This window comes from Streptomyces cyaneofuscatus (genome assembly GCF_042718795.1).
In the GTDB taxonomy this organism is placed as follows: Bacteria; Actinomycetota; Actinomycetes; order Streptomycetales; family Streptomycetaceae; genus Streptomyces; species Streptomyces cyaneofuscatus_A.
The window spans coordinates 124,336-138,245 of the sequence record NZ_JBHXOX010000009.1 but is presented as its reverse complement, the minus strand read 5'-3'; the positions used below and the strand labels follow the sequence as shown (position 1 = coordinate 138,245).

Here is a 13,910-nt window from a genome sequence, read left to right as displayed (position 1 = left end):
GGCCACCCCGATGCGAGCCCTCCCGGGTCGCGCGAATTCCCTTGATCAACTCATCAGAGCGACGAATTGCCACTCGAATGAGCGTGCGGGGCAGGTTTCGACTGCGAAGAGAGGGGGATCGGCGCACCTTCGTCCAGCTCCCGGAAGATTCCGTTCCATCATCCACAGAACTTCTTCACAGCCTGTGGATAACTATTCCGGAACACCCCCTCCTGTGGACAACGCAAGGGAGGGCGACCCCAACTCCCCCTCGACCGAAGGCTCGTACGTCAAAAAAGCCTGCACCTTCTGCCCTGTTCAGGGGAGTTAACCGCCGTTATTGACGCAGCCCGCCGGATCTCACCCCGCGATTCACCCCCAGAAATATCAATTCCGGCAATTCGGTCAAAGTGACACGCTCGGCAATATCGGTTCGAGTGCGAGATCCACGCACCGGTAGCCTGGAGGGGTGATTGACCTTCGCCTGCTCCGTGAGGACCCCGACCGTGTTCGCGCCTCCCAGCGCGCCCGTGGAGAGGACGTCGCCCTCGTCGACGCCCTGCTCTCCGCCGACGAGCTGCGCAGGTCGTCCGGCGTCCGCTTCGACGAACTCCGCAACGAACAGAAGTCGCTCGGCAAGCTGATCCCCAAGGCCTCTCCCGAGGAACGTGCCGAGCTCCTCAAGAAGGCCGAGCAGCTCAAGGCCGATGTCAAGGCGGCCGACGCCGCCCAGGACGAGGCCGACGCCGAGGCCAAGCGGCTGCTCCTCCAGCTCGGCAACATCGTCCACGAGGACGTGCCGGTCGGCGGTGAGGAGGACTTCGTCGTCCTGGAGACGCACGGCACCATCCGCGACTTCGGCGCCGAGGGCTTCGAGCCCAAGGACCACCTGGAGCTCGGCGAGGCGCTCGGCGCCATCGACATGGAGCGCGGGGCCAAGGTCTCCGGCTCGCGGTTCTACTACCTCACGGGTGTCGGCGCCCTCCTGGAGCTCGCCCTCGTCAACGCGGCGATCGCCCAGGCCACCGAGGCCGGCTTCATCCCGATGCTGACCCCCGCGCTGGTCCGCCCGCGCGCCATGGAGGGCACCGGCTTCCTCGGCCAGGCCGCGGAGAACGTGTACCACCTGGAGAAGGACGACTACTACCTGGTCGGCACCTCGGAGGTCCCGCTCGCGGCCTACCACATGGACGAGATCGTGGAGGCGGACAAACTGCCCCTGCGCTACGCGGGCTTCTCCCCCTGCTTCCGCCGCGAGGCCGGGACGTACGGCAAGGACACCCGCGGCATCTTCCGCGTCCACCAGTTCGACAAGGTCGAGATGTTCTCGTACGTCGACCCGGCGGACGCCGAGGCCGAGCACCGCAGGCTCCTGGAGTGGGAGAAGCAGTGGCTCACCGGCCTCGAACTGCCCTTCCAGGTCATCGACGTCGCCACCGGTGACCTCGGTGCGTCCGCCTCGCGCAAGTTCGACTGCGAGGCGTGGATCCCGACCCAGGGCAAGTACCGCGAGCTGACCTCCGCGTCGAACTGCGACAGCTTCCAGGCCCGCCGCCTCTCCGTCCGGATGCGCGAGGGCAAGAAGGTCCAGCCGCTGGCCACTCTGAACGGCACCCTCTGCGCCGTACCGCGCACGATCGTGGCGCTCCTGGAGAACCACCAGCTCCCCGACGGTTCGGTCCGGGTCCCCGAGGTGCTCCGTCCCTACCTGGGCGGGCGCGAGGTCCTGGAACCGGTCGCCAAGTGACCTTCCCCTTCAAGCTCGTCGCGACCGACCTCGACGGCACCCTGCTGCGCGGGGACGACACGGTCTCCGAGCGCACGCGCGAGGCACTGGGCGCCGCCACGGCGGCCGGTGCCGCGCACATCATCGTCACCGGGCGTTCGGTCCCCTGGACCCGGTACATCCTGGACGACCTGGGCTACGACGGCCTCGCCGTCTGCGGCCAGGGCGCCCAGGTCTACCACGCGGGCGAGCACCGGCTGCTGACCTCGCTGACCCTGGACCGGCAGCTCGCCGGGCTCGCGCTCTCCAAGATCGAGGCGGAGGTCGGCCCGCTGGCCCTGGCCGCCAGCCGCGACGGCCTGGAGGGCGAGGTGCTCGTCGGCCCCGGCTACCGGGTGCAGGAGGGGCCGCTCCCGTACGTCTTCGTGGACGACGCCTCCGAGATGTGGACCGCCCCCCTGAACAAGGTCTACCTCCAGCACCCGGAGCTCGACGACGACGCCCTGGCCACCGCGGCCCGGGCCGCCGTCGGCAATCTGGTCGACGTGGTCATGGCGGGCCCCGGCGTGGTGGAGCTCCTCCCGCTCGGGCTGAGCAAGGCGACCGGCCTCTCGCTGGCCGCCCGCCGGCTCGGGGTGAAGGCCGCCGACACCATCGCCTTCGGTGACATGCCGAACGACATCCCGATGTTCGGCTGGGCGCGGCACGGCGTGGCCATGGCCAACGCCCACGACACCCTGAAGGCCGTGGCACACGAGATCACCGCGTCCAACGAGCACGACGGCATCGCCGTGGTCCTGGAGGAGCTGCTCCGCACGGGCTCCCTCGCCGCGCCCCACTGACGTACCACTGCTGTCCGGCCCTGCCCGCCACCGCTGAACTCCAGCGACGGCGGGCAGGGCCTTTTCGCGGCTCAGCGGCGACCCGTGCGGCGCCGCAGGTCCTTCAGCTGATGCGCGAAGGCCTCCAGGCGCGCGTCGAAGCGGGCGTCCATCCGTACGACGTCCTGTGACAGGTCCGAGAGCCGCACGCTCATCGCGCCGACCAGTTGCTGCGTGACCTCCACCTTCCGGTCCAGGCTGTCCAGCCGCTCCGACATCCGGCAGAGCACCGGCCCGAGCTCCTGGAGCGCACTGCCGACATCGGCGAGGCAGCTCTCGATCCGGGTGACCCGCCCATCGAGCGTGTCGTACTGGGCCCGGAGCGTCTCCTCGGCGTCGAGGAGGTAGGTACGGACGCAGCGGGCGATGTCGCTGTCGCGAAGAAGCATGGCGACGTTGAGGACGGTCCGGCGGGTGTAGAGGGTCAGCTGAGTGGCCGCCTGTGGATAACTTTCACCCTCCCCACCTCCCCATAGGGACAACATGTCCCTATGGAATACATGCAGATCGGAGCCTCGGAGCACTCTGAGGCCATTCTCTGTGACCTCTTCCCGATGGCGCTGGGTCACCTTCTTGACTGCCTCTGTGGATACTTCGAAGTAACGTGCCACGTCCTCTGTGCGAACGTGAATTCCGTCCGGGAGCATGACAAGGCTCTTCACCTTGTCGAGGATGTCGACGCGCCCCATCTGCTCGACGCGCAGCGCGCGCGATTCGAGCAGGGCGATTTCCGTGGGCATGGGCATGCCTTCCGTACGAGGGAATGACAAGGGACGGCCCCTACCCCGGGCTGCAGGGGTGGAGGACGCTCACGGTTGCCACTCACTCGATGACCGGACCGGTGGGCTTCGGCCTCACCCGGGTCCGGCACTCCCCGATTTCACGAACGCTACGACGCCACGGATTCCAGTTGCCTCCACGCACCCTGCTCAACGACCCGATAAACGTACGGTTACGCGCACATCTGTCCCGCTCGTACGACTGTCCCGGTCATACGACAGCCCCCGCCCCGGAGAACCGGAGGGCGGGGGCCGCGTGGAAGGCGTACGGGATCAGGCTGGAGGGCTCACTCCTCCCCGGCCAGCTTCAGCGCGCGCAGCTTCTGGCCCGCGTACCAGGTGGCGGCCACCGTGACGGCGGCCAGCAGGACCGTCGCGAGCGGCAGCCCCACCTCCGAGGTGACCATGCCCTGACCGGCCACCTTCTCCGCGACGGCCAGGGACCACTGCTGGACGCTGAGCGTCCGCGCGCCCGGCACCAGGCTGCCGAAGAGGGCCTCCCAGACCAGCGCGTACACCAGGCCGATGACCACCGCGTGGCGGCTGACCGTGCCGAGCAGCAGGAACAGCGCGCTGTACGCGATCGAGGCGACGAGCGCCGCGATCGTGTAGGCGATCGCGATCTGCTGGCCGTTGCCGTTCAGGATCAGCCCCGCGAGCAGGGTCGGCAGGGCGGAGAAGACCATGGTCACCGCGATGGCGACGATCAGCTTGGTGAAGATGATCGTGGGGCGCTTCACCGGCTTGGCCAGCAGGTAGACGATCGAGCCGTCGTCGATCTCGGGACCGATCGCCCCGGTACCGGCGATCACCCCGATCAGCGGCACCATCGTGGCGATGGCGAACCCGCCGAGGACGTTGGCGGCGACCTGGTCATCGGCCCCGGCGAACATCCGTACCGCCGCCGCGAGGAGCAGCAGCAGCGCGGGGAGGACGAACAGGATGGCGGCCCGGCGCCGGCCGAGCAGGGCCCGGTAGGTGAGCCGGGCGACTGTGGGGTCGTACATGACGGTGCACAGCTCCTTTCAGGCCACTACTCAGGCCGCTACGAGGTAGGAAAAGACCGATTCGAGGGACTCGTCGGACGGGGAGACGGTCAGCAGCCGGATGCCCTGTTCGCGGGCGACCTTCGGCAGCAGTTCGGTGAACCGTCCGAAGTCGACGGCCTGGATCCGCAGGGCCTTCTCGGTCAGGTCGACCTCGATACCGGCCGTCGACGGGTCCGCGATGAGCGCGGCCGCGAGCGCCCGGTCGTCGCTGGAGCGGACCAGGTAGCGGTGCGGCCGGTCCGTCATCAGGCGGCGGATCTTGCGGAAGTCGCCGGAGGCGGCGTGCCGTCCCGCCACGATCACCTCGATGTGCGAGGCCAGTTGCTCGACCTCCTCCAGGATGTGCGACGAGAACAGGACCGTACGGCCCTCGGCCCCCATCCGCCGCAGCAGCTCCATCAGCTGCATCCGCTGCCGCGGGTCCATCCCGTTGAACGGCTCGTCGAGGAGCAGCACCGAGGGCTCGTGGACCAGCGCGGACGCCATCTTGACGCGCTGGCGCATGCCCTTGCTGTACGTGGAGATCTTGCGGTCCTGCGCGTACTCCATCTGGACCGTGGCCAGCGCCCGCTGCGCCTCCGCGCCGCCCAGGCCCTGGAGTTCGGCGTTGGCGACGACGAACTCCTTGCCGGTCAGGAAGTCGTACATCCCCTCCCGCTCCGGGACGATGCCGATCTTCGTGTAGACGCTCTCGTTGCGCCAGATCGGCTCCCCGTCGAGCGTGACCTTCCCCGTCGAGGGGGCCAGGAATCCGCCCATCATGTTGATGAGCGTGGACTTTCCGGCACCGTTCGGGCCGAGCAGCCCGGTGACGCCGGGGCCCACCGTCATGGAGACGTCGTTGACGGCGACCACATTGCCGAACCAGCGCGAGGTGTGGTCGATCTCGATGGTGGTCACAGCCCGACCCTCCGGTAGCGGCGCATCAGGACGGCGTACGAGCCGGCGACGAGCGCGAGAACAACGAACAGGTAGACCACGCCCGTACCGGCCCCCGGGCCTTCCCCTCCGGGGAAGGCGGAGGTGGCGCCGAGGAACGCGGTCTGTACGCCGTCGATCAGCGTGATCGGCGAGAACAGGCCCAGCCACTCCACGGCCCCGGGCGAACCGGTCTCCCAGGCGATGGCCTGGACCGTCGAGACGGCACCGTAGGAGATGGTCAGCACCGCGATCACCGCGGCGACGCCGAAGCCCCGGCGCGGGGTCAGGGCGGCCATCACCAGGCCGAGCCCGGCGAACAGCACGGACAGCAGCGCCACCGACACCAGCCCCTGGCCGAACCACTTGGTCTGGTCGACGAAGTCGAACTTCGCGAGCAGAGAGCCCACATAGAGGATGAGCAGCGGCGCCCCGGTGAGGATGAAGAGCGCGGACGCCGTGGCGGCGAGCTTCGCCAGCACGTAGTCGGCCCGTTCGATCGGCCGCGAGAAGTACAGGGGGACGCTCTTGAAACGGAGGTCCCTGGAGACCGCCTGCGGGGCCTGTGCGGCGATGAAAAGGCCGATGACCGCCTGCAGATAGATCGCGTACGACGTGTACTTGATGACGAGCTTGGTGGAGTCCGGCGCGGCCATGGAGACGGCAACCAGGATCGCCGCGACCAGGGCCATCACCCCGAACAGCAGCATCGGCAGCACCTTGGACTTGGCAGAGCGGCCGAGTCCGAAGGAGCCGCGCAGGGTCTGCGAGTAGAGCGAGCGGCGGGCGTAGGCCCGGCCGAGCCGCCTGCCGTCGTAGGAGCGGTAGCCGATGTTGTGGATCCGGGAGGTGTCGCGCCCGGCCGCGGCCTTGGTCTCGGTGCTCATCGCGACCGCTCCCCTTCCTTCTGGTACGGCCCCGGAGCGGCGGCCTGCTGTACGACGCCGGCGGCGGCCGGAGCCGGGACGGCGTCGGTGCGCGCGGCGCCCTGTTCCGTACGGAAGACCTCGGCGATGTGGTGGCGGCGCTGCTCCATGCGGATCAGGCCGAGTCCGAGCCCGGCGACGCTGTCGCGGACCAGGTCGTACGTCTCCTCGCCGGTGGCCTCGATCAGCAGGATGTGGCCCGCGCCCGGCAGGCCTTCCGCGTCGAGCCCGTCCTGGCCGACCAGCGCGACGCCGGCCTTCGTGAGGGCCTGGCGCAGGGCGTCGGTGCCGTCGGGGTGGGTGTCGCTGTCGGTCACCTCGACCGCGAGGGTGGTGGTGATCTGGGTGAAGTCGCTGGTGGAGCTGGAGCGCAGGAGGGCCCCGCCGTCGATGACGACGACGTGGTCGCAGGTGCGTTCCAGCTCGCCGAGGAGGTGCGAGGTCACCAGGACGGAGATGCCGAAGTCGGTGTGGATGCGGCGGATCAGGCCGAGCATCTCGTCGCGGCCGACCGGGTCGAGGCCGTTGGTCGGCTCGTCCAGGAGGACCAGTTGCGGGTCGTGGACCAGGGCCTGGGCCAGCTTCACCCGCTGCTTCATACCGGTCGAGTAGCCGCCGATGGGGCGGTAGCGCTCCTCGTAGAGGCCGACGTGGCGCAGGGTGTCCGCCGTGCGCTCACGGGCGGCGGTCGGCGGCAGCCCCGACATGCGGGCCATGTGCACGACGAACTCGGTGGCCGACACATCGGGCGGGAGGCAGTCGTGCTCCGGCATGTACCCCACCCGCTCCCGGATGGCGGCGCCGCTGGTCGCCACGTCGAGCCCGAGCACCGCGGCCCGGCCCTCGGTGGCGGGGGAGAGACCAAGAAGGATCTTGATCAGCGTGGACTTGCCGGCTCCGTTGGAACCCACCAGACCGGTCACACCTGGTCCGATGTCCAACGTGAGCCGGTCGAGCGCGGTCACCCGGGGGAACCGCTTGCTCAGGGCTTCGGTAGCGATGACGGCATTCACGGGTACGACGGTAGTGGCGCGGGCCACAGGGATCGTCAGCCCTGACGGCTGGATCGGCATCAGACTCCAGGCGTACGGGCCCGTAGGGGGACCCCGCGAAGGAGGAGTCCCGGGCTCCGTGTACAGCCGCGCCCGGAGTTGTCCACAGCCTCCGTGCACACCCCTTGACGTAGCCGCTGGACATTGTCACATTCATCAGTGTCACGTTACGGGCACGTACCGCACACGGCAGGGAACGGACGGTGGCATGGTCGCGGCAGCACAGCACGAAAACGCCCCGGAGCGGCGGGGGTTCAGGGCCCCGGGGCTGCGAGGTTCCAGTGCACCGGAACCGGGGGCTTTCAGCGCATCGGAGCTGCGGGGGTTCCGGGAGGTGCAGCGCCTCGCCTATGCCTGCGCCGAGGCTGTCGCGGGTCAGCTCCGGTCGGGCGTGACCGAGCGCGAGGCGGCCCGGATGCAGCGGGTGTGGCTGCGGGAGCGGGGCGTACGGGACTGGTTCCACCTGCCGTTCGCCTGGTTCGGCGACCGGACGGCGTTCGCCGGGTTCAAGGTGCCGCTCCAGTTCTTCCCGACCGACCGGAAGTTGGAGCCGGGCATGCCGTTCATCCTCGACATGGCCCCCGTCTACAAGGGCTTCACGGCCGACATCGGGTACTCCGGCTGCCTCGGCCTCAACCCCCTCCACGACAAGCTCCTCGCCGACCTGGAGACGCACCGCGAGCTGATCCTGCGGGAGGTGCGCGAGCGCCGTCCGCTACGCGAGATCTATGAGGACGTCGAACGCCTCATGACCGCCCAGGGATACGCCAACAGGCACCGTGCGTACCCCTTCGGCGTCATCGCGCACAAGGTGGGCCGCGTCACCGAACGGCTCTGGTCCCCCAGCGTGTTCGGGTTCGGCACACAGTCCCTCAAGGGGCTGGTGAGCGACGCGGTGCACGGCCACCGGGACGGCTGGTCGCCGCTGTGGAGCCCGTACCACTTCTCCGACCATCCCCCGCGGCCCGGTCTGTGGGCGGTCGAACCCCACCTCGGATTCCGGGGTACGGGCGCGAAGTTCGAGGAGATCCTGGTCGTCACCGACTCCGAGGACCCCGAACAGAGCGCCTTCTGGCTGGACGACGATCTGCCGCATGTGCGGCGCTGGGCCGAGGAGAAGGTGGCGGCGTGAATCTGCCGGGAGCGCGTGAGCGCCGGGTGCGTACGGGTGGCGTGGAGCTGTGCGTCGCCGAGCTGGGGGACGGGGACCGGCCGACGGTGGTGCTGGTCCACGGGTATCCGGACAGCAAGGAGGTCTGGTCCGAGGTCGCCGTGCGGCTGGCCGAGGAGTGGCACGTCGTGCTCTACGACGTCCGGGGCCACGGCAGGTCGACGGCGCCCAAGCCGCTGCGCGGTGGCTTCACGCTGGAGAAGCTGACCGACGACTTCCTCGCGGTGATCGACGCGGTCAGCCCGGACCGGCCGGTCCATGTGGTGGGGCACGACTGGGGGTCCGTGCAGTCCTGGGAGTTCGTCACGGTCGGCCGGACCGAGGGCCGGATCGCCTCGTTCACCTCCATGTCCGGCCCCTCCCTGGACCACTTCGGGCACTGGATCAAGCAGCGGATGGCCCGGCCCACTCCGCGCCGGGTCGGTCAACTGCTGGGCCAGGGCGCCAAGTCCTGGTACGTGTACATGCTCCATACGCCGGTGCTGCCGGAGCTGGCCTGGCGCGGCCCCCTCGGCAAGCGGTGGCCCGGGATCCTCCAACGGCTGGAGAAGGTGCCGGCCGGCGACTACCCGACCGCGTCCTTGCCCGACGACGCGGCCCACGGGGCCTGGCTCTACCGGGACAACGTACGGGCCCGGCTGGGCAGGCCGCGCGCCGACGCCTACGCCCACGCGCCGGTCCAGCTCATCACACCGACCGGCGACTCCTTCCTCTCCGAGCGGCTCTACGACGACCTGGAGCAGTGGGTCCCCCGTCTGGTACGCCGGTCGCTGCCGGCCAAGCACTGGGTGCCGCGTACCCGGCCGGACCAACTGGCCGCGTGGATCAGTGGGTTCGCCGCCGCCCAGGGGGAGGGCGGACAGGAGGGGACACCGGTCCAGCAGTCGGCGGCGCAGGGGCGGTACGCGGAGCGGTTCGGCGGTCAGCTGGTCCTGGTGACGGGTGCCGCCTCCGGGATCGGGCGCGCCACGGCCTTCGCGTTCGCCGAGGCGGGCGCCCGCGTGGTGGCCGTCGACCTGGACGCGGAGGGGGCCGCCAGGACGGCGGAGCTGGCCCGGCTGGTCGGGGCTCCGGCCGCCTGGGGCGAGGCGGTCGACGTCAGCGACGAGGCGGCGATGGAGAAGCTCGCCGCCAAGGTCGCCACCGAGTACGGCACGGTCGACGTCCTGGTCAACAACGCCGGGATCGGCCTCTCCGGTCCCTTCCTGGAGACCACGAGCGAGGAGTGGAAGAGGGTCCTCGACGTCAATCTCTGGGGCGTCATCCACGGCTGCCGGATCTTCGGCAAGCAGATGGCCGACCGGGGCCAGGGCGGCCATATCGTCAACACGGCTTCGGCCGCCGCCTTTCAGCCCTCCCGCGCCCTGCCCGCGTACAGCACGTCGAAGGCGGCCGTGCTGATGCTGAGCGAGTGCCTGCGGGCCGAGCTGGCGGAGAAGTCGATCGGGGTCAGCGCCGTCTGCCCCGGCATCGTCAACACCAACATCACCGCCACCTCCCGCTTCGCCGGGGCCGACGCGGCGGAGGAGGAGCGGCTGCGGAAGCGGGCCACCCGGCTCTACGGCCGACGCAACTACCCGCCCGAGAAGGTGGCCGACGCGATCCTGGACGCCGTCGTACGGGACCGGGCCGTGGTGCCGGTGACCCCGGAGGCGCGCGGTGCCCGGCTGCTCTCCCGGGTCAGCCCCGGGGTGCTGCGACGGCTCGCCCGGCTGAAGCCGCCGCTGTGAGCGGGCGCGGACCGGGGGCGGCTTCCGGACCGGGCGCGGGCTCCGGACCGGGGCCCGCGGCGGCGGGGGGCCGGAGCGCCACCGAGTACCGGATCGAGGACCTGGCCCATGCCAGCGGGGCGACGGTGCGCACGATCAGGGGGTACCAGGACCGGGGGCTGCTGCCGACGCCCGAGCGGCGCGGGCGGGCCAATGTGTACGGGGAGGCGCATCTGGCCCGGCTCCTCCAGATCGCGGACCTGCTGGAGCGCGGCTACACCCTGGCCAGCATCAAGGAGCTGCTGGAGGCGTGGGACGCGGGGCGAGGGCTGGGCGGGGTGCTCGGCCTGGTCGCCGAGGTGCACGGCCCCTGGACGGACGAGGAGGCCGACCGGATCACCCGGACGGAGCTGGACGCGAGGTTCGGCGGCTCGCAGGACGACGAGGCGATCGACGAGGCGGTGGAGCTCGGAGTGCTGGAGCGCGTCCCGGGCAAGACCGACGAGTTCCTCGTACCGAGCCCGCAAGAGCTGGCGGTGGCCGTCGAGTTGTACGCGGCCGGTGTCCCCCTGCTCGCGATCTCTTCTCACCTCAAGGAACTTCGCGGCCAGGTCGAGCACATAGCCTCCCGTTTCCTGGAGTTCACCACCGAGCACGTCTTCGCCCGCTACTTGGGCCACCGGCCGCCCACCGACTCCGACGCGGCCGAGGCGGCGTCGATGGTGCGCCGGCTGCGGCCGCTCGCGCAGCAGACGGTGGACGCCGAACTGGCCCGTGCGATGAGGATGTTCGCCACCCGGCACCTTCATCACCACCTCGGCTCGCAGGAGAACGCCATCGAGGGGAGCGAGACCCGCCCGGTGCTGCTGCCGGCGAGGACAACGCAGGCCGTGCAGGATCTTGTTGGCGCCGATCAGGTGGCGGCCTTCGTGACTGCGGCCGCTGAACGTGAGGTCCAGGCACGTACGTTGGACGCACTTGCCTCATCTCACGCGATAGCGAGCAAAGTTAACGAAAAGGGTTAAATCACACACCAGTTGTCCACAGAACCGCCAAATAGCCTGTGGATAACTAGAGTTGGCTGTGGATCAAACGTGGGTGCGAAGAAAGACGAAAAGAATCCTGTAAGAAATCCGGATGCACCGACGAACGGCCCACGGGCACTCTGGCGGGATGGACGAACGCCGCACCGTCAAGGTGTCCAAGTACCTGTCGAAACATCTGCGCCATGAGCCGGAGCGCATCGGCATCACCCTCGACGACAACGGCTGGGTGAGCGTCGAGACACTGCTGGGCGCGGCGGCCCGGCACGGTTTCGCCATCACCCGCGCCGAGCTCGACCAAGTGGTCGCCGCCAACGACAAGCGCCGCTTCACGGTGGCCGGCGACCGCATCCGCGCCAACCAGGGCCACACCGTCACGGTGGACCTGGACCTGCCGCCCGCGGAGCCACCGGCGTACCTCTACCACGGCACGGTGGCCCGGGTGCTGGACGCGATCCGGGCCGAGGGCCTGCGCCCCATGGCCCGCCACCACGTCCACCTCTCCCCCGACCACGAGACGGCCACCCGGGTCGGCGCCCGGCGCGGCCGCCCCCTGGTCCTCACCGTGGACGCGGGCGCCATGCACCGCGCCGGCCATGTGTTCCGGGTCAGCGCCAACGGGGTGTGGCTCGCCGACGCCGTACCGCCTCAGTTCCTGCTGCTCGGCGGGTGACCCCTCCCGGCTGTCAGGCCAGTTGGGCGGGTGCCTCCGTCGCGATGCGCTCGTAGACCGCCGGATCGATGGCGAAGTCGGAGTCCGGGATCGGGGCGTGCACGGCGATCTCGGTGAAGCCGAGCTCCGCGTGGCGGCCCGCGAAGTCGACGAAGGCGTCCACCGACTCCATCGGGGCGTTGCGGTCGGGGGTGAACCCGGTGAGCAGGATCCGGTCCAGCTCCGCGGCGTCCCGGCCGACCTCATCGCAGGCGGCGGCGAGCCTCTTGCTCTGCTGCCGCAGGGCCTCCGAGGACTGCTCGGGGGTGCCGGTCTCGTACAGCTTCGGGTCGCCGGTGGTGACCCACGCCTGCCCGTGGCGGGCGGCGAGCCGCAGGCCGCGCGGGCCGGTCGCGGCGACCGCGAAGGGCAGCCGGGGGCGCTGGACGCAGCCCGGGATGTTGCGGGCCTCCACGGCGGAGTAGTGCGTCCCCCGCCGGGTCACCGCGTCCTCGGTGAGCAGGCGGTCCAGGAGCGGCACGAACTCGCCGAAGCGGTCGGCCCGCTCGCGCGGGGTCCACGCCTCCTGCCCCAGCGCGGTGGCGTCGAACCCGCTGCCCCCGGCGCCGATGCCGAGGGTGATCCGGCCACCGGAGATGTCGTCCAGGGAGATCAGCTCCTTGGCCAGGGTCACGGGGTGGCGGAAGTTCGGCGAGGTGACCAGCGTGCCGAGGCGCAGCCGGCTCGTGGCCGTCGCGGCGGCGGTGAGCGTGGGCAGCGCGCCGAACCACGTCCGGTCCCGGAAGGACCGCCAGGAGAGGTGGTCGTACGTGTACGCGGTGTGGAACCCCAGCTCCTCCGCCCGCTGCCAGCGCTCCCGCCCCCCTTCGTGCCAGCGGTGGACGGGCAGGATCACAGTGCTCAGGCGCAAGGTCATGCCTCTGAGCCTACGGCCGCGCCGAGTGTCGCGACCCCTCCAGGCCGCTTGGCATATGCCTGAGGAATGTTCCGCAGATCAGGGGCGCGCCCACTCAAATGTGCGCCCCTCCGCACGCACGTGCACCCCGGTGGGCGAGAATGGCGGGGTGACCTCAGCTACCGATGCGCCTCTGCCCGCCGTGACCCGGCTGATCGCGACCGACCTCGACGGCACCCTGCTGCGCGACGACAAGACGCTCTCCGCGCGCACCGTCGCCGCGCTCTCGGCGGCCGAGGAGGCCGGGATCGAGGTCTTCTTCGTCACTGGCAGGCCGGCCCGCTGGATGGGCGTCGTCAGCGACCATGTGCAGGGCCACGGGCTGGCGATCTGCGCGAACGGCGCCGTGGTCACCGATCTGCGGGCGGACCGCGAGCTGATCACCGTACGGGCGCTGGAGCGCGAGGCCGCCCTGCACGTCGTGCACGCCCTGCGCGACGCCGCCCCCGGCACCTCCTTCGCCGTCGAGCTGACCACCGGCATCCACTACGAGCCGTCCTACCCGCCCTTCCACCTGGACCCGGGCGCCACGGTCGCCGTCGCGGAGAAGCTGCTGCACGAGGACGTGCCGGGTGAGGGCGCCCCCGTACTCAAACTCCTCGCCCACCACACCGAGATGCCCCCGGACGCCTTCCTCGCCCTGGCCCGTACGGCGGCCGGCGAGCGGGCCTCCATCACCCGGTCCAGCCCCTCCGCGCTCCTGGAGGTCAGCGGGCTCGGGGTCTCCAAGGCCAGTACGCTCGCCGCCTGTTGCGACGAGCGCGGCATCTCCGCCGCCGAGGTGGTCGCCTTCGGCGACATGCCCAACGATGTCGAGATGCTCGGCTGGGCCGGTGCCTCGTACGCCATGGGCAACGCCCACCCCGCCGCGCTGGCCGCCGCCTCGGGGCAGACCCTCACCAACGAGGAGGACGGTGTGGCCGTGGTCATCGAGCGGATCCTCGCCACCCGCTGACGAGCCACCCGCCGACAAGCCACGCACTGATGAGCCACCCGCCGACGACCCACGCGCCGACAAGCCACGTGCTGATGAGCCGCCCGCTGACGCG

Annotated in this window: 13 protein-coding genes; 7 read left to right on the top strand and 6 right to left on the bottom strand. The window is 70.4% G+C overall.

The window, feature by feature from the left end; translation table 11 throughout:
- The first annotated feature begins 448 nt into the window (after nucleotides 1-448).
- Both serS and ACFWRT_RS12350 read left to right on the top strand, forming a co-directional pair.
- Nucleotides 449-1,726 (top strand): serine--tRNA ligase, encoded by a 1,278-nt coding sequence (gene serS, locus ACFWRT_RS12355; RefSeq protein ID WP_380951704.1) that lies wholly within the window; start codon nucleotides 449-451, stop codon nucleotides 1,724-1,726.
- Nucleotides 1,723-2,547: an HAD family hydrolase gene (locus ACFWRT_RS12350; RefSeq protein WP_380951703.1), complete on the top strand. Its 825-nt coding sequence runs from the start codon at nucleotides 1,723-1,725 to the stop codon at nucleotides 2,545-2,547. Before serS ends, ACFWRT_RS12350 begins: the two co-directional genes overlap by 4 nt.
- A gap of 71 nt (nucleotides 2,548-2,618) precedes the next feature.
- Here the strand turns inward: ACFWRT_RS12350 and ACFWRT_RS12345 are convergent, their stop codons facing one another.
- From ACFWRT_RS12345 to ACFWRT_RS12325, 5 genes are all read right to left on the bottom strand, one after another.
- A complete protein-coding gene (locus tag ACFWRT_RS12345) occupies nucleotides 2,619-3,326 on the bottom strand; it encodes a hypothetical protein (RefSeq protein ID WP_380951702.1) in 708 nt (235 codons plus the stop codon).
- A 326-nt stretch (nucleotides 3,327-3,652) separates the two neighbouring features.
- Nucleotides 3,653-4,372, bottom strand: a complete 720-nt coding sequence (locus ACFWRT_RS12340) for an ABC transporter permease (protein ID WP_380951700.1) — start codon at nucleotides 4,370-4,372, stop codon at nucleotides 3,653-3,655.
- A 30-nt stretch (nucleotides 4,373-4,402) separates the two neighbouring features.
- Entirely contained in the window at nucleotides 4,403-5,314 is a 912-nt protein-coding gene (locus ACFWRT_RS12335; RefSeq protein WP_356755977.1) for an ABC transporter ATP-binding protein, read from the bottom strand.
- Nucleotides 5,311-6,219, bottom strand: a complete 909-nt coding sequence (locus ACFWRT_RS12330) for an ABC transporter permease (protein WP_380951699.1) — start codon at nucleotides 6,217-6,219, stop codon at nucleotides 5,311-5,313. Before ACFWRT_RS12330 ends, ACFWRT_RS12335 begins: the two co-directional genes overlap by 4 nt.
- Nucleotides 6,216-7,298 (bottom strand): ABC transporter ATP-binding protein, encoded by a 1,083-nt coding sequence (locus tag ACFWRT_RS12325; protein ID WP_380951800.1) that lies wholly within the window; start codon nucleotides 7,296-7,298, stop codon nucleotides 6,216-6,218. Before ACFWRT_RS12325 ends, ACFWRT_RS12330 begins: the two co-directional genes overlap by 4 nt.
- Nucleotides 7,299-7,518: 220 nt before the next feature.
- Here ACFWRT_RS12325 and ACFWRT_RS12320 point away from each other — a divergent pair, with 220 nt between their 5' ends.
- The 4 genes from ACFWRT_RS12320 to ACFWRT_RS12305 all read left to right on the top strand — a co-directional run bounded on the left by ACFWRT_RS12320 (nucleotide 7,519) and on the right by ACFWRT_RS12305 (nucleotide 11,906).
- Nucleotides 7,519-8,442 (top strand): M24 family metallopeptidase, encoded by a 924-nt coding sequence (locus ACFWRT_RS12320; RefSeq protein WP_380951698.1) that lies wholly within the window; start codon nucleotides 7,519-7,521, stop codon nucleotides 8,440-8,442.
- A complete protein-coding gene (locus ACFWRT_RS12315) occupies nucleotides 8,439-10,211 on the top strand; it encodes an SDR family oxidoreductase (protein ID WP_380951697.1) in 1,773 nt (590 codons plus the stop codon). The genes ACFWRT_RS12320 and ACFWRT_RS12315 overlap by 4 nt, the downstream gene beginning before the upstream one ends.
- Nucleotides 10,208-11,215, top strand: coding sequence for a MerR family transcriptional regulator (locus ACFWRT_RS12310; protein ID WP_380951696.1), 1,008 nt, complete (start codon nucleotides 10,208-10,210; stop codon nucleotides 11,213-11,215). The genes ACFWRT_RS12315 and ACFWRT_RS12310 overlap by 4 nt, the downstream gene beginning before the upstream one ends.
- 148 nt (nucleotides 11,216-11,363) lie before the next feature.
- Entirely contained in the window at nucleotides 11,364-11,906 is a 543-nt protein-coding gene (locus ACFWRT_RS12305; protein WP_380951695.1) for an RNA 2'-phosphotransferase, read from the top strand.
- A 13-nt stretch (nucleotides 11,907-11,919) separates the two neighbouring features.
- Here ACFWRT_RS12305 and ACFWRT_RS12300 read toward each other — a convergent pair whose 3' ends face one another.
- On the bottom strand, nucleotides 11,920-12,822 hold the full coding sequence (locus tag ACFWRT_RS12300; protein ID WP_380951694.1) for an LLM class flavin-dependent oxidoreductase: 903 nt from the start codon (nucleotides 12,820-12,822) through the stop codon (nucleotides 11,920-11,922).
- 148 nt (nucleotides 12,823-12,970) lie between these two features.
- Here ACFWRT_RS12300 and ACFWRT_RS12295 point away from each other — a divergent pair, with 148 nt between their 5' ends.
- Nucleotides 12,971-13,816 carry a Cof-type HAD-IIB family hydrolase gene (locus ACFWRT_RS12295; protein WP_380951693.1) on the top strand — a complete coding sequence of 282 codons (846 nt, stop codon included), beginning with the start codon at nucleotides 12,971-12,973 and terminating at the stop codon, nucleotides 13,814-13,816.
- The last annotated feature ends 94 nt before the right edge of the window (nucleotides 13,817-13,910 follow it).